We start from the raw sequence: 22,019 nt of genomic DNA on the forward strand, positions 1-22,019 counted from the left end.
AAGGCAAAATTAAAGGGTATGAGCCCAGTACAATACCGGGCTCATACCCTAGAGGCTGCCTAATGAAACGACCTGTCTAACTTTCGGGGGTCACTTCAATTTGCAAAGGCTTTTTTTATTGGAGGGATATATGTGAAAAATGGAGTGAAGCATGCGTTACCAACGGAAGTACAACAGTTAATGGAGCGGTACACAGTAGAATTAAAAGAAATTTTTTTGGATGAAAAAATAGTCGGGGTATATATTTACGGATCCATCGCACTAGGTGCATTTCATAAGGAAACGAGCGATGTTGATTTTGTTACAGTGATAAATGATTCCGTGAATGAAGCTGAAAAACAGCAGATTGTGGAACTACATAAGAAGCTTAGTGATGATACACTAGGTAAAAGAATGGATGGTATGTATATTCCGCTTGCTGACTTAGGGAAATACAATGATGAAATGAACGAGTACGTGTATTGTGCAGATGGTAAAGCTAATGTTGGTCATTGGGACATTAATGCAGTCACATGGTGGACGTTGAAAAATCAAGGCATTACAGTTACAGGAAAAGAAGCAGAAGATCTTCCGCTGCAAATACAATGGAATGATGTAATAAATACGATGAAATACAACGTAGAACAGTACTGGAGTGAAAAGGTGAAGAAGCCATATTTATTTTTTATAGAAGAGTGGGTAGAATCAGCTGTCGTTACGATGGGACGCATTTTATATACACTAGATTATAAAACAATCGTTTCAAAAGATAGAGGATTGCAATACTTGTCAGAACGTTCAGCGGAAGAATGGGAGCTCTTATTAAAAGAAGTAACGAGAATACGGCACAATCCAAAAGAAAAGCGAATGCTCTCAAGGTGGAGAAGAGCAGATATGACGAAGAGGTACTTACTGCATTTAATTGAGACGTGTAGAGAGAAATGGTAGGGAAGAAAATGGACAATACAGTGGGGTGTATTGTCTTTTTTTATGTTGAATTTGGTATATAATGGTTTAAAAGGTTTAATTATACTGGAGGGGATAGGATAAATATAGAATTAGCTACATATGAAGAAAAGAATGAACAAATGAGTATGCGCCAAGTAATTAGCATTCTATTAATTATTTTTGGGGTCATGCATGGAATTGGTTTTTTGAACCTTTTATATGATTCTTCCTTATATCCATGGTATGTAGATCATCTTATTCCACCTTTCACGTTTTGTATGATTATCGTAATGTATGCACCGGCAAGAAATTGCTGCTTACATTTAATAAAATCATTACAATTCAATAATTTTAAACACTATGTAACGATAGTAATGACAGCGATTGTAATGCTTATATATCTTGCAATATTAAATTTAGTTCTACCACATGGGATTGGTGTGGACGAGTCTAGTATAGTAATAAAGCCTACTAAAAGTGAAATCATTTTATATGTAGTTGTGCTCACCATTTTTGCACCGATTTGGGAAGAACTTTTATTTCGGGGGATGTTTTTTACGAAATTATCCCAGCGCTTTTCTGCACTTACTAGTGCCATTATAAGTGCTTTCATATTTACTTTTGGCCATCTCCTTACAGTAGGTAGTATTTTATATATTTTTGGTATGGGTATATGTTTAGCATACACATATAAGAAAACGAAGAATTTACTCGTTCCAATTGGGATTCATTTATTAAATAATTCGTTTTATTTATTAGTAAATTTTCAACTATAAAAAGACGCCTTTTTGAAAAGGGCGTCTTTCGTATTTTGTAGTAAGTAGAAAGGGCTTTACACTCATTGTGTAGAGGCAAGGTAATACAAAATATAAATAGTTTCATGTGAAACATTTTTATTATCAAATATACAAAATGATTAACTTAGTGTATTAAACGTATCATTCATAAGTATTCTAATATATTTAAAAGTAAAATGAAATAAAAAACGGATAATTGTCGGAATATATTCGATTTCCGTTCACTTTTATGAAATATGTGTACTTTTTGTTAGATTCCTTCATTTTGTACATATACAATAAATGTATATAGAAATAAGAAAAGGATGATGTACGTGAAGGACACTGTTTTACAAGAAACAATTTCTCCACAAGAATTACATAAAGTTGTTCAAAAGAATACAGCTTATTATGACTTTAAGTGGGGTAAAGTAGAAAATCCAGCTCAAGGGAATACATGGAATTGGGTAGCCTTTTTCTTCCCAACTTTTTGGTTAGCTTATCGTAAAATGTATAAGTTATTTATTATATTTGCGTTATTGGCTATACCTAGTATAGTTATCCCCCCTTTTATAGATATTCCAGATGGGATTTATGTAACATTTAGTTTAGCTCTTCAATTAGGAATGATGATATTTACTGGATGGCAAGGAAACCGTTTATATTATAAGCAGGCTGTTCGTGTTTTTCGTAAGGGAGAAGATGCGTCTGATCATGAGAAGGCGTATTTCTTACAATCAAAGGGTGGCGCTAGTATTGCTGGTATGATTGGTTTACAGGTTATAGTTGGGATTGTGTTTGGGTTAGCTGCGTTTGGGCTGTCCTTTTTACCAACTGAGCCGAATATTAAAGATGTTGTTCGTTCAAGTGGTGAAGGGGTTACTTTAGAGATTATGACTGATAATCCAACTTGGAAGTTTGTGAAGAAAGAAAAAGATTATGACGTAGTAGAGTTTACTGGTTATGATTATGCAGAGAAGAAAAACGTGAAAATTAAATTCGCTGTTTATTTCGATGAAGATTATTTCGAGTGGCAAGAGGTATATGAAAATAATAAAAAGTTAAGTGAAGAAGAAGTAGAAGAATATCAAATTTACATTGAAGAAAATAATTGGGGTTTCTAGAGGGAACTCGTTCATTTTGAAAAGAAGAATCTTGTGAAGGTTCTTCTTTTGTTTATTAGGGGGAGAGAAATGATTTCAGCAGTATGAATGGTTTCAAATCATATATGAAGACGAGAAGTATCGAAAGTTATTTATTACGAACTACAAGGTGCGCTCACATTTAAAAAGTAAGCTAAGAGTTCGACTGCTCGTAAAAAATAAAAATGTACAACGAAGATTTTTTAAATTGGTAGAAGAGCAAATGGAAAAAAGGCATATGAATTGAAATTTTGTAAAATACAATAAAAAATGAGAATTTGCGGTAGGGTTGTCAATAACGTGAGACTATGGCACTATAAAGAAATGCTATACAAATTTTATTTATCGAGATGTAAACATCAATTTTGATTTTTACGTATAAATAATGAACGGAGGAAATGAATTTATGGCTACTTTACCAAATTGTCCAAAATGTAATTCAGAATATACGTATGAGGATGGTGTTCTTTTCGTATGTCCAGAATGTGCTCATGAGTGGGGCCAAGACGCAGAAGCTGAAAATAATGATGGTGCAAAAGTTGTAAAAGATGCGAACGGAAACGTTCTTCAAGATGGTGATGCAGTTACTGTTATTAAAGATTTAAAAGTAAAAGGAACTTCTTCAGTTGTGAAGATCGGTACGAAAGTAAAGAGTATCCGTCTAGTTGATGGCGATCACGATATCGATTGCAAAATCGACGGTTTCGGAGCTATGAAGTTAAAATCACAGTTCGTTAAGAAGGCGTAGTAAATAGAAGAGGAGGCGAATAGCCTCCTCTTTTTATTATGTCACTTTTTGTCGGTAAATCGATATTTCGTACAAAATCATTGATATATTCTAAGTTATGATAGATATATTTGAAAAATCGTTGATATATTGCAAGTTATGATAGATATATTAAAAAAATCGTTAATATAATTTCATTCACCATGAACTACGTACGATTCACCGTGCACCATAGTCAATTTCTTTCAACTGACATCGCTTAGTAAAGAATGTTTTATATCCGAGCTGTAAGAAGATAATGACAGCGAAAGCGGTACTTCCTGAAATACCGAGTATGATGGCGATTTGATATTGAATGGCTGTGAACGGTGATACACCGGATAATATTTGACCAGTCATCATGCCTGGTAAGCTTATAATTCCCATTCCGACCATAGAATTAATTGTTGGTAAAATAGCAGAATCAAAAGCGTCTCGAATGAGCGGGGCAGTAGCTTCTTTCGGTGTTGCGCCGAGCATAAGTGCACCTTCAATTTGACCTCTTTGCGATTTCATATTGTTTAAGAACGTATTTGCGCCGAGAGAAACACCGGTCATAGCATTCCCAACTAACATTCCCGTAATAGGGACGATATATTGCGGAGCATACCAAGGATCGTGCCCGATAATAACGAAGATAAATAGTAGCAATGGTCCGATTGATCCAGCAACCATAGAAAGAGCGGCTACTCGCTTTAGTTCTTTTGACATCGGAATATTAACGCGTTTATAAATATTAAAAATTGCAAAGGTAGTAATAGAAGTAATAAGAGCAATTGTATAAAATGGATTACTGTTTTCAAATACGTATGTAAGGACATATGCAACAAGTACGAGCTGAATCGTCATACGGAATGTTGCGAGCGCGATTTGTTTTTCGCGAGGTATTCCTTTTAATTTTACAAGTCCAATTAAAATAAGAATGAAAATATAGGCAGCTGCAAGTTGCCAAATTTGGAGTTCAATAACGCCCTTCAACAGAGAGCACTTCCTTTCTAGTTGCACCGTTTGCTTTACTAATCTCAATAATATCGTCTGCAATTTCTTCTGGAAGTTGTTGCGAGTGTGTGATGAAGATAACTGTTTTTTTCTTTTTTCGTGCTAGTTCAGTAAAGTGTTTCATTACGCGTCGTTCTGTATCACTGTCTAATGCTGAAGTGGGTTCATCTAATAAATAGACAGGCGGATCCATAAGCACGATACGTGCAAAGGCGAGTCTTTGTTTTTCACCGCCGGATAATGAGGAGGCGCTATCTTCTAATTGCTTGTCTAAGCTAACGGTTTGTAGTGCGCTCCGCAGGGCATCATCATGTGGAAATGGTTTTTCAGAAAGACGAAGTCCCATTAATAGGTTTTCTTTAACGGTTCCATCAAAAAGAGGTGGAGTTTGCCCAAGCATAACTACGTCACGACGTAATTGAATAGGCGGATAATCAGAAATTAACTTTCCGTTATATTCAATTGTACCGGATGTTGGAGATTGTAAATCGTTTAACATGCGAAGTAATGTGCTTTTTCCACTGCCGCTTTCACCTATAATGCAAGTGATTTTTTCTTTTTGAATCTGTAAATAAGGAATGTGTAGTATATCTTTATATATAACGTCTTTTAATATAAACATAAATCGCTCCTTTCTGATTCTAGTTATATCGTATCAAAAAAAGAGGGGGAAATGGTTATAATGAATAACGTTTTTTCTTCGTCTTGAGTTTTATTAATAAATTAAGTAAACGATCTAATTCTTGGCTGAAAGAAATCACTTTATCATGAGTGAATCCGTATCGTTCAACGAGATAGATTAACTCTTTCTTTTTCGCTTCTATTCGATTGTTTAGTTTTGATAAGTTCATAAGTGGAATGTAATGCCCCCTATAAAAGTATTTATCACATAAAAAATAAGACCGAATGAATTCGGTCTTAAAGGAAATAATAAAACAACTTACAAATAGCATACACTGTTTATCAATAGTTTGTAATATGAAAATGAAAAATAAATCATTATACATATTGAGAAAGATGTGTCTGATAATTTTTAAAAACTGATGCAAAGAAGCTGCCTACATAGTAGACAGCCTGTAAAGTATTAACCTTTATGATATTTGTACATCCAAAGAAGCCCGGATTTTAATAATCTCGGTACACGCCCCATTAATGGTTGGTTTGCTAGTAAACCAAATCCGTGTTTTTTACCAAGAGATCCTAGAACACCTTTTAATTTAATAACAGGTAGTTCATCAGGGAGTGGTTCATTATTCCAACGTTTTAATAATATTTGGACAATTTGTTCTCCTTGACCTTCAGCAAGTTGGGCAGATGGTGCATGTGGAAGTGCTGCGCAATCTCCTACAACGTAAACGTGCTCGTTGTTTGGAATATTGTGATATTTCGTTAAGACAACCCGTCCGCTACCATCTTGTTCAACTGGAAGGTTTCGAACAACTTCATTTGCTTGAATACCAGCTGTCCAGACAATTGCATCACATTCAAGTGGTTCATCGTGATTATACACAATATTTGGTTCCACTTTTGTAATGTTAGAGTTTCTTATAATATTAACTTTATGTTTTACGAACCATTCTTCTACGTATCTACTTAATTTCTCTGGATACGGGAATAAAATTCTATCTTTTCGATCAAATAAATAGATTTTTAAATCAGAACGGCTTTCGCGAAGTTCACTTGCAACTTCCACACCACTTAAGCCAGCACCAACGACAGCTACTGTTGCATTTGGTTCTAGACTATTTAATTGTTCATATGTTTTACGTGTTTGTTCAATTGATTGTAGACTATGTGTATATTCCTTCGCCCCAGGAACGTTATGATATTTATCTTCACAGCCAAGTCCGATAATTAAATCATCATATTGGATTGCTTCGCCGCCATCGAGATGAACCGCTTTTTCTTCGAGATCAATATTTGTTATTGTGCCGTATTGAATATTGAGGCGTGGGTGCTCAGGAAACGGTATACGAATATGCGTTTCTGAAATAGTACCCGCAACTAATGCATAATATTCAGTTTTGAAGCAATGATATGGTACTTTGTCGATTAATGTCACTTGTACATCATCTGGAAGTTGGTTGCTTGGAAGTAGCCTTTGTAGAATTCTCATTCCACCGTAGCCGCCACCTAGTATTACGAGGTGTTTCATGATGGATTACCCCTTTTCTGTTGAAATATCCCCTGATCATAAAATTTTATATTAATAAAATATTTTGACTTTACTCAATCAAATTATATCGAATTTGTGAACAAATAACAATGCATGAATGAATACTCTGTTGTACAATAAGAAGAAAAGTAAAGTAAACTGTTTTGCCTTTTTAGTTACTATTTCATTGCAAGTAGCATGTTATATAAAATAAAACCATCTACTTTGAAGTGAAATAGTGAAGTAACTAAATAGTTTAGGATGTATAACGAAAACAACAAGAGACAGCTTAGTTTTCTTCTTATAGATGAAGTCAGAAGGTAATTTGTTTTGTAGTACAGGGGGGAGAATTTTGATTAAACCATTAATTGAATTTTGTGTAGGTAACCTTGCAAGTGGTTCACAAGCAGCGTTAGAGAAATTAGAAAAAGATCCGAATTTAGATGTAATGGAATATGGTTGTTTAGGATATTGTGGTATTTGTTTTGAAGGACCATTTGCACTTGTGAATGGTGAAGTTGTACAAGGTGCGACAGTAGAAGAGCTTGTAAATAATGTATATGATTATTTGGATGAAAATCCAATGTTTTAAGGTGTTGCGAATGAGCAACGCCTTTTTCATTTTATTTTAGATAAAACGTTATTTTGGAGGGTAGTTTAATACTATAGATAAATAAAAAAAGGCCCTTTTTAGAAGGGCTTTTTTCTTACACAATGTGTGTAAGAGTGGCTCATCGCCAAACGTTGTCAAATATGAGAAACGGGGGACATTCATATTGTGTTCTAAAAGCATGCATTCTATACTTAAAATAACAAATTATTTTTGGAGTGAATACAAATGAGCCAATTTTCTTTTACAAAAATGCATGGTCTTGGCAATAGTTATATATATGTAAATATGTTTGAAGAGCAAATTCCTGAAGAAGATTTATCTCTTGTGGCGGAAAAGGTTTCAAATATTAATACTGGTATTGGAGCAGACGGAATGATTTTAATTTGTCCGTCTGATGTAGCTCTGGTGAAAATGCGTATGTTTAATAATGACGGATCAGAAGGAAAGAGCTGTGGTAATGGTTTGCGCTGCGTAGCGAAATATGCGTATGAGCATAAACTAGTAGAAGAAACAGTTTTCACAATTGAAACGTTAGCTGGTATTGTAACGGCTGAAGTAACAGTAGAAGATGGTTTCGTGACATTAGCGAAAATCGATATGGGAGCACCGCGTCTAACACGTGCAGAAATACCGATGCTCGGTGAAGGTGAAACACCATTTATTCGTGAAAACTTCTTATATAATAATCATCGTTATGCATTTACTGCTGTTTCAATGGGGAACCCGCACGCGGTTATTTTTGTTGAGGATGTAGAGAAGGCACCTCTTACAACACTTGGTCCAGTTCTTGAGACACATGAAATGTTCCCAGAGCGAGTGAATGTTGAATTTATCGAGATTTTAAACGATGAAGAAATGAATTTCCGCGTTTGGGAACGTGGTTCTGGTGTAACGCAAGCTTGCGGAACAGGGGCATGCGCTGCTGTTGTAGCTGCTATTTTAAATGGCAAGATGGAACGTGGTAAAGAAATTACAGTCCATTTAGCTGGCGGCGATTTAATGATTGCGTGGACAGAAGAAGGAAACGTGTTAATGAAAGGACCTGCGGAAGTAATTTGCTGCGGAGTGTATGAGTACAAGATAGAAGCGTAAAGATGTATAATAGAATGAAAACAGAAAGGATGGTGTATTTCATGATTGAAGTAACAGAACAAGCAGCTTTTCAAATTAAAGATATGTTAAAAGATGCTGAAGATGGAGAGAAGTACGTGCGCCTTGCTGTACATGGCGGCGGATGTACTGGCCTTTCTTATGGCTTAGGATTTGAAGTAGAACCAAAAGAAGACGACACAGTTCTTGAGTTTTTCGGTGTTGAATTTGTTATCGATACAGAAAGTGCTCCAATTGTTAAAGGAGTAAAAATTGATTATAAACAATCTATGCTTGGCGGCGGATTCACAATCGACAATCCAAACGCAATCGCATCATGCGGATGTGGATCATCTTTCCGTACAGCGACGAATGCTGGTAAGCCAGAAGAGTGCTAAGTGTTTAGCTGAAATAGAAAAAGACCTTTTTAGCGATGGGATAAAATCGTTAAGGAGGTCTTTTCTTTTGCCGTAAAAGCCTGATTCGTACGGATTAATTTAAAGTTTCACTTTATCTTTGCATAGATGCATGTATCAGCTAGTTGTTTACCATCAGCTGAAAAATCTTCATTACGTAATATTCCTTCAAGTTCAAAGCCTAGTTTTTCAGGAATCGCACGACTTTTCGTGTTATTAGATTCACATTGTATTTCGATCCTTCTAAATTTGAATAACTGAAATCCAAGGTTTGTTAACGCACTTACTGTTTCTGTCATATATCCACTGCCACTAAATTGCGTGTTAATCCAATATCCAATTTCGCATTTAGAAACCTTCCAATTAATTCGATGAAGACTAGCCGTTCCAACAAAATCATTCGTCTCCTTATGATAGATAAGATAGCGAAAGCTTTCTCTTTTCAAAAAATCTATATGCGCATTTCTCAGAAGAATTTCCGTTTCTTCAACAGTAGGAATGGACTGGAATAAAGACAACCATTGCTTTAATTCACGAGATGAATCTTTAATAGCTTCGTGTACTACACTCCCTTCACCTGCTTGAAGTGGTGCTCGAAGAATGAGTCTATCTGTTTCTATTTGTAACGGAACATCTAATAAAATAGGATTCATATTATTTCTCCTCTCGAAACCTTTAAATTAGGACAGAATGAAACTTATGTAATAAAAAAACTTTCACCCAAAAGGAATAATTCTTGGGGACGAGATTTGCAATTTATAATAAGTGAGTTGAAAAATACCTTATCTTACTATAGAAAATCCCGTCACAGCATCAATATTAGTTATTATAGAACTGTGCGAAGTACAGGAATATAGTAAAGCTTATTTCCCACAAAGGAACCTCCTAAAAATGAGCAAACAATAAATATATATTCAATTCATCACTTAGAAATCCCTTTTCATAAGCTATCAGTGGGTACAAAAAATGGCTACCAAAGCAGCCTTAGGTTGTTAAACTAATGCATATGTTAATTGAATAAGGAATTATTATTTTTTAATCGGTCTTAAATGGAACGCATAATTCACAATTAATAATCTAAACGCAATCGCATCATGCGGATGTGGATCATCTTTCCGTACAGCATCGAATGCTGGTAAGCCAGCAGAGTGCTAAGTTTTTAGTCAAAATAGAAAGGTCTTTTCTTTTGGCGTTAAAACAGAAAATGCATGTAAAGTTACTTTAGAATTTAATTTAAATGTTATTATATATGGGATATGTGATTAATTTTATGAATTCGAGTTTCATATTGTTCGTTTAAGGAAAAATTATGAAAAATAAATGTAAATGAATAGCAGAAATATACTATGTATTAGTTATATTTAATGTTAATATTTGTAACGAAGATGATTGGCGATCATGTTTGGACTAGCTGTAGCTGCATCGGTTATTAGTGATAGATTGATATAAAAAAGGTGCATGAGGGAGAAGGCTATAGCAAGTTGTATAGAACTGAATAGTTCCGTATTAATTAAAATACGTTGATTACTAGATATTAAAAAAACACCAGGGGGATTAGAATGAAGTCATTTAAGAAAGTACTTATAGTAGGGGTGGCGTTGACTACAATATCGATTTTGGGAGCTTGTTCTAGCGATACAGACGTATTAACAAAAGTAGGAGTAAAGCAACCAGCGAAGGCGGAAGGTGACGTACTAAAAGATCAGAAGAAAACACCTATGACTACGAGCAAACGTGAAAGTATTAAAAATGAGGACGCTCCATCATCAAAGAAGCGTTATATTTCTCATGACGAATTTCAAAAGATTGAGGAAGGTATGACGTATACGGATATTCTTAATACGATTGACTACGGTGGTGAGAACATAAAACAGTATAATAACAATGAAAAACGCGTATTTTATACTGAAAAAGATACGGATGGTACATATGAAATTATGGTTGAATTAAATACATATAGTTACGTCGTGAATATTGAACGTACTGCTATAAAGGATCCAGATAAAGAGAATGAGGTATCTACGAAACGTAGTGAAGAGCCTGTAAAGGAATATGAAGAAAAAAATGATCGTGTACCGTGGTATAAAGATGTAAATAACAATTCGGCAGCAGTAAGTTACAATCACTATTTGAAAATCAAAAAAGGTATGCCTGCGAATCAAGTAAAAGCTGCAATTGGACAGCCACATGTGATTGAGAAATATAAATCTTATTCAGTATATGACTATACTGGTTATGGTGGAGAAGGATCATTACGTGTAATCTTTGAACCGAATGGAACTGTTACGGATGTAGTGGAAGACGGTTTACCACGATAATAAATTAGTTACGGGAAGAGTTGTAGTAAAGTTGTCTTTGATTTTATAAAGTTTTTGGGAGCATCTCCAAATATAGGTGAAAAAATAATTATAGTATTAGTATTTATCGAAGTTTCTTCCAAATTCAATAGCGTTATTGTACATGTTGTTGTCGTATTATTCTTGTTGGTATATACCGCAGTAGGGCAGCAGTTGTAATTGGACGTAAAAGGACGCGGAGTAGTAGCAGCTTCCTTTTGAAAGAAGGAGGAAAATATGATGGAGGATATTTTTGAATTCATAGGGAGATACGTAATTAAACCTATTATTAGTTTAGTAAGATATCTTGTAATAGAGATTATAATTGAGGGCATAATAGAAGGCGTAATAAACGGTATAAGGAAATTACGTGATAAGTGGCGAAATTGGCGTGAAAGACGTTATTGGCGGTAGTGTAGCTGATGAGAGTGTGAAACAAAAACGTTATACAGAAGTTATGAAGAAGTTTAATGAAATGATAGCAAACTACCCGAATTTAGAATCTGTACTTGTTCCAATTGGTGATGGAATGAAGATTTCTAAAGTGAAGAAATAATTATTATCTTACAAAAGTGTAATGTTCATGTCATGTTTTTGAATTTCTTCTTTAAGCTCCGGGCTTTAAGATAAGAATATAAGAAAAAACATATGAGGTGAAGGATATGAAAAGATACATTGCACTATTTAGTATTTTAGTTGTATTTGCAAGCTTGTTAGTCGGTTGTGATATTAACCGTATGGGTAAAGATGAGTACTACGTTCAAATTACAACTGATGGAATTGAAAAAAATGAGAAGTTTGATAACGGAGAGCCACATAAATATTTCGAGTATAAATTAAAAGGATTCGATAAAGGTGGAGAAGTAAAAGAATTAGAATTCACAGCTCCAAAAAATCTTCGTAAAGATGCATTCTTACGCGTATACAATTCAGATAAAAAAGGTGTAACAGCTTGGGAAGAAGTGAAAAAAGACGAGCTTCCAGCGAAAGTGAAAGAAAAATTAAGTGTGAAATAAGACAGATAAAAAGGAATTGACGAACAGGGTCAATTCCTTTTTTTGTTTTCAAATTCCTCTTCTGAAATGACTGTAAATCCATGTCTTTTAAATAAAGCAGTTGTCACTCCGAAACCAGTTTGCTTATTGCCGTTAAATTCTCCAGTGTAAATCGTAGAACTACCACAAGATGGGCTGCGTTCTTTTAAAATAATATATTCTGGGTGTAAATCTTTAATTTGTTCTAATGCTTTATAAGCACCATTTACGAAAGCTTCTGTGACATCTTCCCCATCTTTTGTCATCACTTTCGCTTTTCCGTCCAAAACGTCTTCGCCATTCCCGCCAATAATTTCAGCAGAAGGACGAGGTGTTGGCAGTCCTCCTAATACTTCAGGACAAATGAGGACTGTATCTTCTTTTTGCAGAAGCTCCTCTATTTTTGAAACGAGATTGTCATTTCCGTCATATCGACAAGCGATACCACCTAAACAAGCGCTAATTACAATCATATTTTCATCTCCATTAAAAAAATATTAAATTCCACGCCAAATTCTCTTCCTGCCTCTTACTTATAAATGAGGTGATATAAATGGGAAGCTTATATAATTTAATGAAACCATACAGTGAATTTCGAAGTAAAGAAGAGTTTAATACATATCAAAAACAAGTTTTGAAGTGCTACCGATTTCAATTAAATAAAACGGATACTACCATTATTCATTTTTTAGGAAAGTATGCGGTGAATGAGAAACAAAAAACAGTAGGAGTCGCCTGTCCGTTAATGGAGACGATTGCAAAGAATGTTGGAAAGAGTATTCGTACAGTACGCCGCTCAATTGCAAAGTTAGAGGAATTAGGAATTATAAAGCGTGTTGCGACAAAAGAGAGACATAAGCGCGGCGGGTATAGTGCGAACCTATATGTATTTCTTACATCTGCGATTGACCGCATGGATGACCGTATGAAAATGTCCGCATGTAAAAGTGAGGATTATGCAGCTGGCTGTAGCGGAAAGGAGCCAAAAAACGAGGGAGAAACAATTCTTTCTAAAAACATTCCACAAATAAAAGAGAAAAGAAAAGGAACGTACGAGCTTGATGAAACGTATTGCCGTCATGATATACCAAAGCCTTTTATATACGCACTGGTGCCAATGACGAGTAATCCGAAGAAGATTAACATATTGTGGAGTAAGGTGGAGCTTGCTTATAAAAAGAGCGGGTTACTAGAGCAAGGTGTTTTACTAGAGCAAATATTAGCTGATGAAGAAGTGTATGGAAATTTCATTTGGCGAGTGAAGAGTGTCGTGAGAGCTTATAAATACGGGGAAATCCGTAAAAATGTGAAGGCACTTTTATATAGTACAGTGCGAGATTTATTTTTAGAGATTGGATTAGAATGGGGAGCAGCTGTGAGAAGAAGTAAGGGGATAGCGTTATTTGATCCATTTAAAAAGGAGCCATGCGTATAATACATGACTCCAAGTAGCTAGTCGAACTTTCTTACAACTGGAACACGAATCGCTACAAATAGTACGAAGACGATAACAGCAATTGCACCGCTTTTCATAACGGTTACGATTGGAATTCCCATTGCAAGTGCGATTGATGTGAATGCGTAAGAGAGCGGAATAAAGCCCATTGATGATAGCATAAGTAAACTCATTACGCGTCCCATCATCTCTTCTTTTACGGTTGCTTGAATCATTGCCATAAGCGGTACAATGGCCATTGCAATTGTAATACCGTAAAACATTCCGGCTAATAGTGCTTGCCAAAGTACGGTACTAAAGTTGATGGCTAAGAAGAATATACCAGACAATAGCATCATGATAATACAAAATAGACCGCGTCTACGATTAATATTTTTTAAACCGACAATGACAGCACCGATTGCCATTCCGCCGCCTACAGATGCTTCTAAGTAACTAAACTGGAGCGAATCACCATGTAGCACGTTTTTAACAAAAAGCGGGAAACCAACTTGCATTGGGCCGATTAAAAATAAGTTTAAAAAAGCGCTACAAATAAGGAAAGTTGAAAGGAATGGCGATTCTTTTACATATAAGATTCCTTCTTTAATGGAAGTGAACATACCTTTGTCTGTATTTTGCTGTTCTGGCACTGTAAATTGTATTTTTTGAACGAGTATGGCTGCGACGATCAGTAATAAAATCGTAATCGAAAAAATCGTTTCATAGTTCGTAAATTTGATAAGAATGCCACCAAGTACAGGACCTAAGATGACCGATGCTTGGTTTGTCATTTGTGTAAGTGAGTTTGCTTGTGTTAAACGGCTTTTTTCTACAAGTTCAGGTAAGATAGATCCGTCAGCTGACCAGAAAAAAGCATCAGCAAGTCCAAAGAATAAAGCGAATAAAGCAAATGTATATAGTGTTACATCACCAACGATAAACCATGTGAGAATGGTTGCGACAAGAATCGCTCGAATGATATTGGAGTAAAACATAATGTTTTTTTTCGGGAATTTATCAGCTACAGCGCCGCCGACAATCATAAAAATAAGCCTTGGAACACTAAGAGCTACGAAAACAACACCGAGTGAAGCTTCAAGGTTTAATGTTTTTGCTATGTACCACGTTTGTGAAAAAGTAAAAAAGGCTAAGGCAAAACTTGAAAAAAGAGTAGCTGCCCAAAGAAAAAGGAAATTCGCATTTTTTAATAACGGTTTTCCGCTTCCTTCTAAAGCAGATTTATTTTGTTGTAGTTCCTCCATATTGCTTCCTTTCTATGTAAAAAATTTAAACTGAAAAACCTGTTAACAATCGTTTTATCCCGCGTTCACTGGCAGTAAAACTCCTACCTCAAAATTTGGCTCGGGCAAAGAAGTTAGGTGGGAGACCAACTGCCCGTAAACCCCCACTGAGTATAGTTTCACTTTATACAGTTTCTAATATTTCTATACTGCACTTTCTCATTGTAGACAATAATAATGAATTTGCCCAGTAGCTATTTAACGACAAAAAAAGATGCCGAACGGGCATCTTTTTTTAGGCTAACGCAATATAAATATCCAATTGTGCATGATTTGGGTCTAACGCTCTTTCATCGTAAAGCTCAAAGTCTGTTGTGAAGGCACGTTTATTTTCTTTCGACCATTGCCAAATATATTCCCAAGCTTCACAAACGACTTCAACAACTGGTCCCTTTCTCGTTGTAAATACCGCATATGTAGCGGCAGGTATTGTTAAAATTGTCATATTTTCAGGAACGTCTTTTAATGAAGAAACGGACATACCGATCGTAAATGTATATGCACCAGTTTCATCTGACTCGTAGTTGGAATAGAAAGCGAATGTTTCTTTCGTTTGTTGATTTGGGATGTGATGCATTATTTGTTCTTGGAAGTAGTGGTTCCAAAGTTGTGGAATGTTCCCTTCAGTAGATGCCTCTCTTTCATTAGTCGTCGTAACCGAAACGCCAATAGCTTGGAAAGTTTCTTTTTTTACGATAATTGGTTCTTTCATTAAAAAATCCTCCTTTATCAAACAGAAACATATGTTCTTATTTATTGTAACATATTTTGGAAGTGGGGAGTGTTTTTTCTTACAGAAGGTAGTTGTGAAGAAAGAGGGGTAATTTGCATTAGAACACTTTATAACAAAAGAACTCCTTTCATGTAAAAGGAGTTCTTTTCGTTTTTATATTAAAACATACTTGAGCTATGCATCGGTTGAAGTTTTGCATTTGGATCGAAGTAAGCTTTTGCATTGTTTACTGCTGTCGGTGCTTCGCCAAATCCACAAGCGATAAGTTTTACTTTTCCTTCATATGTACAAATGTCACCAGCAGCGTAAATGCCAGGAATATTTGTTTCCATTTTTGAATTCACAAGGATGCTATTCTTTTGTATATCTAAGCCCCAGTTTTTAATTGGGCCAAGAGAAGAAACGAAGCCGTAGTTTACAATTACGTCATCAACATCGATGATAACTTTTTCTTCAGTTTTTACGTGCTGAAGAACGACTTGTTCAATTTTGTCATCACCAATGAGTTCAACTGGAACATACGGTGTACTTACTTCTGCACGAGAATTTATTAAGTTTTCGACGCTATGTTCATGTGCGCGGAATTTATCACGGCGATGAACGATTGTAACTTTGTCAGCAATCGGTTCTAACATCATTGTCCAGTCTACTGCTGAGTCGCCACCGCCAAATACTACGACGCGCTTGCCAGCAAATTTATTCATATCATCAACGAAATAATGTAAGTTTTTCTTTTCGTATTTTGCTGTACCTTCTAATTCTAAGCGGCGTGGTTGGAAAGCACCATTGCCGGCAGTAATAATGACTGATTTAGAATAGTGAGTTTGTTTATTCGTAACAAGTTTAAATATACCATCAGCTTGTCTTTCAAGCGTATCAACCGCTTCTTCTAAGCAAACGGTTGGATCAAATTTCTTCATTTGCTCTTTTAAGTTATCAACTAACTCTTGTGCACGCACTTTCGGGAAACCAGCTACATCATAAATGTATTTTTCAGGGTAGAGTGCTGATAATTGTCCTCCAAGTTGAGGTAGGCTTTCAATGATTTTTACACTTGCTTGTCTCATACCACCATAAAATGCTGTGAACAGTCCCGTTGGACCACCACCAATAATTGTTATGTCGTAAACTTTTTGATTTTCTGCCACTTTCATTCCCCCTATAGATGGAATTTTGATATTGATTTCATATATTGTTCATATGTACACGAAAATCCTGCAAATGATGACACTTTCAAAATAAATGATAGCATATTTGGGTTCATAATACTCCTGAAAACGACTGAATTGTGTGTAAGTTTTCGCATAGATGCTTTTTGTATTGTATAAAATATACAGAAAGGAAAATACATGAAAAAAAGGTTGAAAAACCCTTGAAAACGCTATGTTATTTTAAAATATTGATAATTCTCCAGACGCTTGAATTCTGGAATAAAACCGACTAATATAGGGAAGTATTATGTTAAATTTCTATGACAAAATTCGTACGATTTTTTGACTGCGTTTTGTTATGATATAGAATGTGATAAATTCCACATTCTTGACAAATAGAGTTTTTAGTACTTGGTATTATTTTTCATTACTATTATATAAAGAAAAGGGTTGTGATTTGGTGAAGACTCCAAAAATCGTAGTTTTAGGTGCAGGTTATGGCGGGATGATTACGACTGTTCGTCTGCAAAAAGCATTATCTGTAAATGAAGCTGAAATTACGTTAGTAAACAACAACAGCTATCACTACCAAGCGACTTGGTTACACGAGAGCGCAGCTGGTACATTACAAGATGAAAAAATCTGTCTAGATATTCAAGACGTTATTGATACAAATAAAGTGAACTTTGTACAAGACACAGTAGTAGAAATTAAAGCTGCTGAAAAACGCATTATCTTAAAAGACGGCGAGTTAGAGTATGACTACTTAGTAATCGGTCTTGGTTTCGAATCAGAAACATTCGGAATTACAGGATTAAAAGAGCATGCATTCTCAATCGCTAACATTAATGCAACTCGTGAAATTCGTGAGCATATGGAAGCTAGTTTCGCTAAATATGCAGATGAGAAGCGCGATGAGTTAGTAACAATCGTTGTTGGTGGTGCTGGATTTACTGGTATCGAGTACGTAGGTGAGCTTGCAAACCGTGTTCCTGAACTTTGTAAACAGTACAATGTACCACGTGAAAAAGCACGTATCATCTGTGTAGAAGCTGCTCCAACAGCACTTCCTGGTTTCGATCCAGCATTAGTAGAATACGCTGTAAAACAACTTGAGAAAAAAGGCGTAGAATTCCGCATCGGTACAGCAATTAAAGAAGCAACTGAAGAAGGTATTATCGTTGCAAATGGCGATGATACTGAGTTAATTAAGTCTGAAACAGTAGTTTGGGCTGCGGGTGTTCGTGGTAATGGTATTGTGGAAGAGTCTGGATTTGAAGCAATGCGCGGACGTGTAAAGGTTGATGAGTACATGCACGCTCCAGGATACGAAGAGGTATTCATGGTTGGTGATGCAGCGTTAATCATTAACGAAGAAATTAACCGTCCTTATCCACCAACAGCACAAATTGCAATTCAACAAGGTTACAACATTGCACACAACTTAACTGTATTAGTTCGTGGCAAGGGCGAAATGAAAAAATTCGCATTTGATAATAAAGGATCTGTATGTTCTTTAGGTCATGACGATGCAATGGGCGTTGTTATGGGTAAAAAGTTAACAGGTTGGAAAGCTTCCTTCATGAAGAAAGTAATCGATAACCGTTACCTATTCTTATTAGGTGGACCTTTATTAGTTCTTAAAAAAGGTAAATTAAAGTTCTTTTAACATATAGTAGAAAAAGCAGAAACGGCTAAGAGCTGTTTCTGCTTTTTTCGTATTAAAAATATAGTATAATATATAAAAAAGAAAGAATATTCTGTCCGTTCTAGTAGAGGAGGTTATTACATCATGGAGAAGCGAGGGAAAGTGTGGTTAGCTGTCAGTGGCCTAGTTGCTACAAAAGATGGCAGGTGGCTGTTCGTTAAGAAAAAATACAGTGGATTAAAGGGGAAATGGTCTTTACCGGCTGGTTTTGTAAATGAAGGTGAGACTGTTGATGAAGCTGTGAAACGCGAAGTGTTAGAAGAGACAGGTATTGTCGCTCATGTGAAGGGGATCATCGGTGTTCGATCGGGCGTGATTCGCAATGAGATTAGTGATAATATGATCATTTTCCTTTTGGAACCTGAAGGGGAAAATATTATTGTACAGGAGAAGGAATTGTCTGAAGTAGCGTTTTTACATCCAGATAAGATTGCGGATGATCCAAATACATCTGTACTTATTAAATATTTGTTAGAAAGACAATCAGAATTCCATCTTGAAATGGACAGAACATTAAATCCAGGAGAGCAATTTGGTTATACAGCCTATCACGTATTTACGGCGCATGCGAAGGAGAGGGAGAAAGAGTGAGTATACCGGTACTACTTATTTCAATGATGTTATTTTTCATTTTGTTTTTTGGAATTGGATTTTTACTCAACATGATATTGCGAGCTACGTGGGTAATGGTTATTGTGTATCCGATTGTTTGTATGCTTATTATTAATAAGGCGAGTATGTGGGATTATTTTTCAAAGCCAAAAGAAACATTCTCTTCATTTGGGACAAGTGTATCGCATTTAGGACAAGCAGATGTGTTTATTTTATCTACTGGATTAGTAGGTGCTGCTTTAGCAGGAATCGTAATTAAGAAACTTCGGAAAAGCGGATATCAAATGTTTTAATCTCCAATTCATTTGGAGATTATTTTTTTTGCATATTCCTTCATCGTATAGGGAATGATTAACGATGAAGGAGTGTGGAATATAAAAATGTTAAAACGATATTGTATTCGCATTATGATGACTTGTTTACTTGTATCCGCATTATGCGTAACATGGAATGCTTTCACAGGAGTTTCTTTATTAGAGATTGTAAAGAAATATGAGGGAACGAGTGCAAAAGAAGTACATGCAGCAGAAGTTAAGAAAAATGTTGCTCCGAGTAAAGAAGTGATAAATGCTTTAGAGCAGGCAAACGACTGGTCTAAATATCGTTCAATTGAAATGACTGCAACAGGTTATACGTCAGGAATTGAGTCGACTGGTAAGAGGCCGGGGCATCCGGAGTATGGTATTACATATTCAGGTGTTAAGGCGAAAAGGGATTTATATTCCACAATCGCTGCGGACTTACGTGTATTTCCAATTGGAACGATTCTATTCGTACCAGGTTATGGGTATGGTGTAGTAGCTGATAAGGGCGGTGCAATAAAAGGAAACCGTCTTGATCTGTATTATGATACGGTGAAAGATGTTTATAGCCAATGGGGTAAGAAAAAAGTAAATGTGTATGTAGTGAAAGTTGGAAATGGCAAGTTTTCAGAAGAAGAGTTAACGATGTTAAATCAAGACGAAACGATGCAAGTGTTTCGTGGTCAATATTTGAAATAGAATATATAGTTGATAGGGCTTCCTTCTGTATTTTTTAGAAATATTAATATAGAGGAGAGCCCTTTATTATTGGTATTTAATAACTGATTTTCAATGTTATACTTATGTGATATAATCTTTCCTGTATTAGAAGTAAATAACAATTGAATAGGGAGGGAAGGAAGAGAGTGCAAAAAATAGAAGCTCTCTTATTATTATGAGAGAAGGAACTTTATCTCAACAAAATATAGTTGTATTGTTTTTTAAACAGTTACGCCCAAAACAATGGACTAAAAACTTGCTTGTATTTGCAGCGTTAGTCTTTTCAATAAAACAAGTATCTTTAACTATGGTGGCACAAGCTGCAATTTGTTTTGCGCTATTTTGTGCAATATCTGGCTGTGTCTATATTTTAAATGATTTTATGGATATTGAGGCAGATCGACAGCACCCTGTTAAGCGCTATCGACCGATGGCATCAGGTGCATTAAATCCGTATTTTGCTATTACGGCAGGTTGTGTTATTTTAGTAGCGTCTTTAGTAGTTTCATATATATTAAATCCGTTATTGTGCTTAGTATTAGCAGTCTATTTTATTTTAAATGTAGTGTATTCAATTCGTTTAAAGCACGTTGTAATCATTGATATTTTAATTATTGCATCTGGATTTGTTTTACGAGCATTGGCCGGTGGATTAGTTATTCAAGTGCCATTTACACCGTGGTTTTTATTATGTACATTATTATTGTCACTGTTCTTGGCTATTAATAAAAGACGACATGAATTAGTATTGTTACAGAATAATAAAGGTTCTCATAGAAAAGTATTAGAAAGTTATTCTCCTGCTTTGTTAGACCAATTAAGTACAATTGTTACATCGGCAACTATTGTAACTTATGCTATCTTTACTTTTAATGCAGGGAAAAGCATCTATTTAATGTGGACAATCCCATTTGTAATTTACGGGATCTTTCGTTATTTGTATTTAGTTCACATGGAAGATAAAGGTGGAGAACCAGATAAAGTTTTATTAGAGGATCAGCATATTTTAATAACGGTGTTGTTATATGCGATAACAGTTATTATTATACTATTGAACTTTTAATTACTCTATTCGGGTTTGTTAAAACGTTTAAGAGGAGTGTCTTAAACGTTTTTTATTTGGAATAAAACATTTTTTGAATATAAACAGTTAAGGAGTGTAGAGATGCAACAATTTTTGATGATTATTTTATCAGTTGGTATGGGAGTCGTAGGGCAAATTTTATTAAAGTTTGGCGCAATGAAATCACAAAGTTCAGCGGCTGTAGGTATTATGAATTTCATTAACGTACCGAACTTTTTCGGACTCGCTTTTTACGGTTTAAGTGCATTATTATGGATGATTGTGCTGAGAAAGGTTGATTTAAGTTATGCATACCCAATGGTGAGTTTCGGATATGTATTTGTTATTATTGCGTCAGCATTATTATTTGGTGAAACAATCAATTTTATGAAAATTGCTGGAATGGTATGTATAGTGGCTGGTATTTTATTTATTGCAAAATCATAGGAGGTAAAGCAATGGGAACATATTTATATTGTGTACTTCCATTTATAGCTTGGGTAGCTTCGGGAGTATTGAAATTTCTAGTGAATTATCTTCGGTCTGGAAAAGATGCTTTTCGTTTAGTTGGAAACGGTGGATTTCCTAGTACGCATACAACGATTTTATCAAGTATGGTCATGACAATAGGGTTTCATGAAGGTTTTAACACACCGATGTTTGGAATCGGGATGGCAATTTTAACAATTGTTATCATTGATGCCACAGGACTTCGCCGTACAGTTGGTAAACATGCAA

At 35.4% G+C, this 22,019-nt stretch carries 28 protein-coding genes and 2 pseudogenes; 21 read left to right on the plus strand and 9 right to left on the minus strand.

Annotated features, from left to right (window positions below; genetic code table 11):
* From ACTJJY_RS29995 to phnA, 6 genes and pseudogenes are all read left to right on the plus strand, one after another.
* Positions 1-63: IS3 family transposase (locus ACTJJY_RS29995; protein WP_368773297.1), on the plus strand; the 63-nt coding region annotated here is incomplete at its 5' end.
* Positions 64-132: 69 nt separating this feature from the next.
* Complete coding sequence (locus ACTJJY_RS30000) at positions 133-927, plus strand: nucleotidyltransferase domain-containing protein (protein ID WP_440607279.1); 795 nt, start codon at positions 133-135, stop codon at positions 925-927.
* Positions 928-1,025: 98 nt separating this feature from the next.
* Positions 1,026-1,703, plus strand: coding sequence for a lysostaphin resistance A-like protein (locus ACTJJY_RS30005; protein WP_440607293.1), 678 nt, complete (start codon positions 1,026-1,028; stop codon positions 1,701-1,703).
* A 326-nt stretch (positions 1,704-2,029) separates the two neighbouring features.
* The gene (locus tag ACTJJY_RS30010; RefSeq protein WP_440607280.1) at positions 2,030-2,827 is read left to right on the plus strand and encodes a DUF2628 domain-containing protein; all 798 of its coding nucleotides are present in this window, start codon (positions 2,030-2,032) and stop codon (positions 2,825-2,827) included.
* A 76-nt stretch (positions 2,828-2,903) separates the two neighbouring features.
* Positions 2,904-3,092 (plus strand): annotated as a pseudogene (locus ACTJJY_RS30015) (hypothetical protein); the annotation flags it as partial.
* Between the two features lie 159 nt (positions 3,093-3,251).
* Positions 3,252-3,593 carry an alkylphosphonate utilization operon protein PhnA gene (gene phnA / locus ACTJJY_RS30020; protein ID WP_000212735.1) on the plus strand — a complete coding sequence of 114 codons (342 nt, stop codon included), beginning with the start codon at positions 3,252-3,254 and terminating at the stop codon, positions 3,591-3,593.
* Positions 3,594-3,791: 198 nt separating this feature from the next.
* On the opposite strand, the gene ACTJJY_RS30025 is transcribed toward phnA, so the two are convergent.
* The 4 genes from ACTJJY_RS30025 to ACTJJY_RS30040 all read right to left on the minus strand — a co-directional run bounded on the left by ACTJJY_RS30025 (position 3,792) and on the right by ACTJJY_RS30040 (position 6,765).
* On the minus strand, positions 3,792-4,589 hold the full coding sequence (locus tag ACTJJY_RS30025; RefSeq protein WP_440607281.1) for an ABC transporter permease: 798 nt from the start codon (positions 4,587-4,589) through the stop codon (positions 3,792-3,794).
* Positions 4,573-5,232, minus strand: coding sequence for an ABC transporter ATP-binding protein (locus ACTJJY_RS30030; RefSeq protein ID WP_440607282.1), 660 nt, complete (start codon positions 5,230-5,232; stop codon positions 4,573-4,575). The genes ACTJJY_RS30025 and ACTJJY_RS30030 overlap by 17 nt, the downstream gene beginning before the upstream one ends.
* Before the next feature lie 55 nt (positions 5,233-5,287).
* Positions 5,288-5,461 (minus strand): Spo0E family sporulation regulatory protein-aspartic acid phosphatase, encoded by a 174-nt coding sequence (locus ACTJJY_RS30035; protein ID WP_440607283.1) that lies wholly within the window; start codon positions 5,459-5,461, stop codon positions 5,288-5,290.
* A 233-nt stretch (positions 5,462-5,694) separates the two neighbouring features.
* Positions 5,695-6,765, minus strand: a complete 1,071-nt coding sequence (locus tag ACTJJY_RS30040) for an NAD(P)/FAD-dependent oxidoreductase (protein WP_000682065.1) — start codon at positions 6,763-6,765, stop codon at positions 5,695-5,697.
* 352 nt (positions 6,766-7,117) lie between these two features.
* On the opposite strand from ACTJJY_RS30040, the gene ACTJJY_RS30045 reads away from it, so the two are divergent.
* The 3 genes from ACTJJY_RS30045 (at position 7,118) to ACTJJY_RS30055 (ending at position 8,865) form a co-directional block, all read left to right on the plus strand.
* Positions 7,118-7,357 (plus strand): YuzB family protein, encoded by a 240-nt coding sequence (locus ACTJJY_RS30045; protein ID WP_000595025.1) that lies wholly within the window; start codon positions 7,118-7,120, stop codon positions 7,355-7,357.
* Between the two features lie 246 nt (positions 7,358-7,603).
* Positions 7,604-8,470, plus strand: coding sequence for a diaminopimelate epimerase (dapF, locus tag ACTJJY_RS30050; RefSeq protein WP_440607284.1), 867 nt, complete (start codon positions 7,604-7,606; stop codon positions 8,468-8,470).
* Between the two features lie 41 nt (positions 8,471-8,511).
* Entirely contained in the window at positions 8,512-8,865 is a 354-nt protein-coding gene (locus tag ACTJJY_RS30055; RefSeq protein WP_000573830.1) for a HesB/IscA family protein, read from the plus strand.
* Between the two features lie 107 nt (positions 8,866-8,972).
* Here the strand turns inward: ACTJJY_RS30055 and ACTJJY_RS30060 are convergent, their stop codons facing one another.
* Positions 8,973-9,536 (minus strand): GNAT family N-acetyltransferase, encoded by a 564-nt coding sequence (locus tag ACTJJY_RS30060; RefSeq protein WP_440607285.1) that lies wholly within the window; start codon positions 9,534-9,536, stop codon positions 8,973-8,975.
* 409 nt (positions 9,537-9,945) lie between these two features.
* On the opposite strand from ACTJJY_RS30060, the pseudogene ACTJJY_RS30065 reads away from it, so the two are divergent.
* The 4 genes and pseudogenes from ACTJJY_RS30065 to ACTJJY_RS30080 form a co-directional block, all read left to right on the plus strand.
* Positions 9,946-10,038, plus strand: a pseudogene (locus ACTJJY_RS30065) (iron-sulfur cluster assembly accessory protein); the annotation flags it as partial.
* Positions 10,039-10,442: 404 nt separating this feature from the next.
* On the plus strand, positions 10,443-11,201 hold the full coding sequence (locus tag ACTJJY_RS30070) for a hypothetical protein (protein WP_440607286.1): 759 nt from the start codon (positions 10,443-10,445) through the stop codon (positions 11,199-11,201).
* 388 nt (positions 11,202-11,589) lie between these two features.
* Entirely contained in the window at positions 11,590-11,775 is a 186-nt protein-coding gene (locus ACTJJY_RS30075) for a methyltransferase (RefSeq protein WP_440607287.1), read from the plus strand.
* Between the two features lie 106 nt (positions 11,776-11,881).
* On the plus strand, positions 11,882-12,235 hold the full coding sequence (locus ACTJJY_RS30080; RefSeq protein ID WP_098818364.1) for a YxeA family protein: 354 nt from the start codon (positions 11,882-11,884) through the stop codon (positions 12,233-12,235).
* 29 nt (positions 12,236-12,264) lie between these two features.
* On the opposite strand, the gene ACTJJY_RS30085 is transcribed toward ACTJJY_RS30080, so the two are convergent.
* Positions 12,265-12,726: a DUF523 domain-containing protein gene (locus ACTJJY_RS30085; protein WP_440607288.1), complete on the minus strand. Its 462-nt coding sequence runs from the start codon at positions 12,724-12,726 to the stop codon at positions 12,265-12,267.
* An 80-nt stretch (positions 12,727-12,806) separates the two neighbouring features.
* Here ACTJJY_RS30085 and ACTJJY_RS30090 point away from each other — a divergent pair, with 80 nt between their 5' ends.
* Complete coding sequence (locus tag ACTJJY_RS30090; RefSeq protein WP_440607289.1) at positions 12,807-13,688, plus strand: helix-turn-helix domain-containing protein; 882 nt, start codon at positions 12,807-12,809, stop codon at positions 13,686-13,688.
* Between the two features lie 17 nt (positions 13,689-13,705).
* Here ACTJJY_RS30090 and ACTJJY_RS30095 read toward each other — a convergent pair whose 3' ends face one another.
* The 3 genes from ACTJJY_RS30095 to ACTJJY_RS30105 all read right to left on the minus strand — a co-directional run bounded on the left by ACTJJY_RS30095 (position 13,706) and on the right by ACTJJY_RS30105 (position 16,873).
* Positions 13,706-14,953: an MFS transporter gene (locus ACTJJY_RS30095; RefSeq protein ID WP_440607290.1), complete on the minus strand. Its 1,248-nt coding sequence runs from the start codon at positions 14,951-14,953 to the stop codon at positions 13,706-13,708.
* 274 nt (positions 14,954-15,227) lie between these two features.
* On the minus strand, positions 15,228-15,704 hold the full coding sequence (locus ACTJJY_RS30100; RefSeq protein ID WP_440607291.1) for a GyrI-like domain-containing protein: 477 nt from the start codon (positions 15,702-15,704) through the stop codon (positions 15,228-15,230).
* 179 nt (positions 15,705-15,883) lie between these two features.
* Positions 15,884-16,873, minus strand: a complete 990-nt coding sequence (locus ACTJJY_RS30105) for an NAD(P)/FAD-dependent oxidoreductase (protein ID WP_440607292.1) — start codon at positions 16,871-16,873, stop codon at positions 15,884-15,886.
* Positions 16,874-17,336: 463 nt separating this feature from the next.
* On the opposite strand from ACTJJY_RS30105, the gene ACTJJY_RS30110 reads away from it, so the two are divergent.
* The 7 genes from ACTJJY_RS30110 to ACTJJY_RS30140 form a co-directional block, all read left to right on the plus strand.
* Positions 17,337-18,545, plus strand: a complete 1,209-nt coding sequence (locus tag ACTJJY_RS30110; protein WP_000856602.1) for an NAD(P)/FAD-dependent oxidoreductase — start codon at positions 17,337-17,339, stop codon at positions 18,543-18,545.
* 123 nt (positions 18,546-18,668) lie between these two features.
* Positions 18,669-19,175 (plus strand): NUDIX hydrolase, encoded by a 507-nt coding sequence (locus ACTJJY_RS30115; RefSeq protein ID WP_097960987.1) that lies wholly within the window; start codon positions 18,669-18,671, stop codon positions 19,173-19,175.
* Positions 19,172-19,489, plus strand: a complete 318-nt coding sequence (locus ACTJJY_RS30120; RefSeq protein WP_000027015.1) for a YuiB family protein — start codon at positions 19,172-19,174, stop codon at positions 19,487-19,489. Before ACTJJY_RS30115 ends, ACTJJY_RS30120 begins: the two co-directional genes overlap by 4 nt.
* An 87-nt stretch (positions 19,490-19,576) precedes the next feature.
* The gene (locus ACTJJY_RS30125) at positions 19,577-20,197 is read left to right on the plus strand and encodes a 3D domain-containing protein (protein ID WP_120461516.1); all 621 of its coding nucleotides are present in this window, start codon (positions 19,577-19,579) and stop codon (positions 20,195-20,197) included.
* A gap of 196 nt (positions 20,198-20,393) precedes the next feature.
* Positions 20,394-21,281, plus strand: coding sequence for a decaprenyl-phosphate phosphoribosyltransferase (locus tag ACTJJY_RS30130; RefSeq protein WP_098833237.1), 888 nt, complete (start codon positions 20,394-20,396; stop codon positions 21,279-21,281).
* Positions 21,282-21,383: 102 nt separating this feature from the next.
* Complete coding sequence (locus tag ACTJJY_RS30135) at positions 21,384-21,728, plus strand: EamA family transporter (RefSeq protein WP_001183889.1); 345 nt, start codon at positions 21,384-21,386, stop codon at positions 21,726-21,728.
* Positions 21,729-21,739: 11 nt separating this feature from the next.
* On the plus strand, positions 21,740-22,019 hold a 280-nt coding region (locus tag ACTJJY_RS30140), incomplete at its 3' end, for a divergent PAP2 family protein (protein ID WP_086400987.1).

It is taken from the genome of Bacillus sp. 22475, assembly GCF_052044835.1.
Taxonomy (GTDB): domain Bacteria; phylum Bacillota; class Bacilli; order Bacillales; family Bacillaceae_G; genus Bacillus_A; species Bacillus_A cereus.

Bases quoted from the DNA above. Each gene is read 5' to 3' on its own strand.
- ACTJJY_RS30125 (WP_120461516.1), top strand. From the start codon at position 19,577: ATGTTAAAACGATATTGTATTCGCATTATGATGACTTGTTTACTTGTA.
- ACTJJY_RS30115 (WP_097960987.1), top strand. From the start codon at position 18,669: ATGGAGAAGCGAGGGAAAGTGTGGTTAGCTGTCAGTGGCCTAGTTGCT.
- ACTJJY_RS30055 (WP_000573830.1), top strand. From the start codon at position 8,512: ATGATTGAAGTAACAGAACAAGCAGCTTTTCAAATTAAAGATATGTTA.
- ACTJJY_RS30040 (WP_000682065.1), bottom strand. From the start codon at position 6,765: ATGAAACACCTCGTAATACTAGGTGGCGGCTACGGTGGAATGAGAATT.
- ACTJJY_RS30130 (WP_098833237.1), top strand. From the start codon at position 20,394: ATGAGAGAAGGAACTTTATCTCAACAAAATATAGTTGTATTGTTTTTT.
- ACTJJY_RS30035 (WP_440607283.1), bottom strand. From the start codon at position 5,461: ATGAACTTATCAAAACTAAACAATCGAATAGAAGCGAAAAAGAAAGAG.
- ACTJJY_RS30090 (WP_440607289.1), top strand. From the start codon at position 12,807: ATGGGAAGCTTATATAATTTAATGAAACCATACAGTGAATTTCGAAGT.
- ACTJJY_RS30060 (WP_440607285.1), bottom strand. From the start codon at position 9,536: ATGAATCCTATTTTATTAGATGTTCCGTTACAAATAGAAACAGATAGA.
- ACTJJY_RS30070 (WP_440607286.1), top strand. From the start codon at position 10,443: ATGAAGTCATTTAAGAAAGTACTTATAGTAGGGGTGGCGTTGACTACA.
- ACTJJY_RS30095 (WP_440607290.1), bottom strand. From the start codon at position 14,953: ATGGAGGAACTACAACAAAATAAATCTGCTTTAGAAGGAAGCGGAAAA.
- ACTJJY_RS30010 (WP_440607280.1), top strand. From the start codon at position 2,030: ATGATGTACGTGAAGGACACTGTTTTACAAGAAACAATTTCTCCACAA.
- ACTJJY_RS30080 (WP_098818364.1), top strand. From the start codon at position 11,882: ATGAAAAGATACATTGCACTATTTAGTATTTTAGTTGTATTTGCAAGC.
- ACTJJY_RS30030 (WP_440607282.1), bottom strand. From the start codon at position 5,232: ATGTTTATATTAAAAGACGTTATATATAAAGATATACTACACATTCCT.
- ACTJJY_RS30085 (WP_440607288.1), bottom strand. From the start codon at position 12,726: ATGATTGTAATTAGCGCTTGTTTAGGTGGTATCGCTTGTCGATATGAC.
- dapF (WP_440607284.1), top strand. From the start codon at position 7,604: ATGAGCCAATTTTCTTTTACAAAAATGCATGGTCTTGGCAATAGTTAT.
- ACTJJY_RS30100 (WP_440607291.1), bottom strand. From the start codon at position 15,704: ATGAAAGAACCAATTATCGTAAAAAAAGAAACTTTCCAAGCTATTGGC.
- ACTJJY_RS30135 (WP_001183889.1), top strand. From the start codon at position 21,384: ATGCAACAATTTTTGATGATTATTTTATCAGTTGGTATGGGAGTCGTA.
- phnA (WP_000212735.1), top strand. From the start codon at position 3,252: ATGGCTACTTTACCAAATTGTCCAAAATGTAATTCAGAATATACGTAT.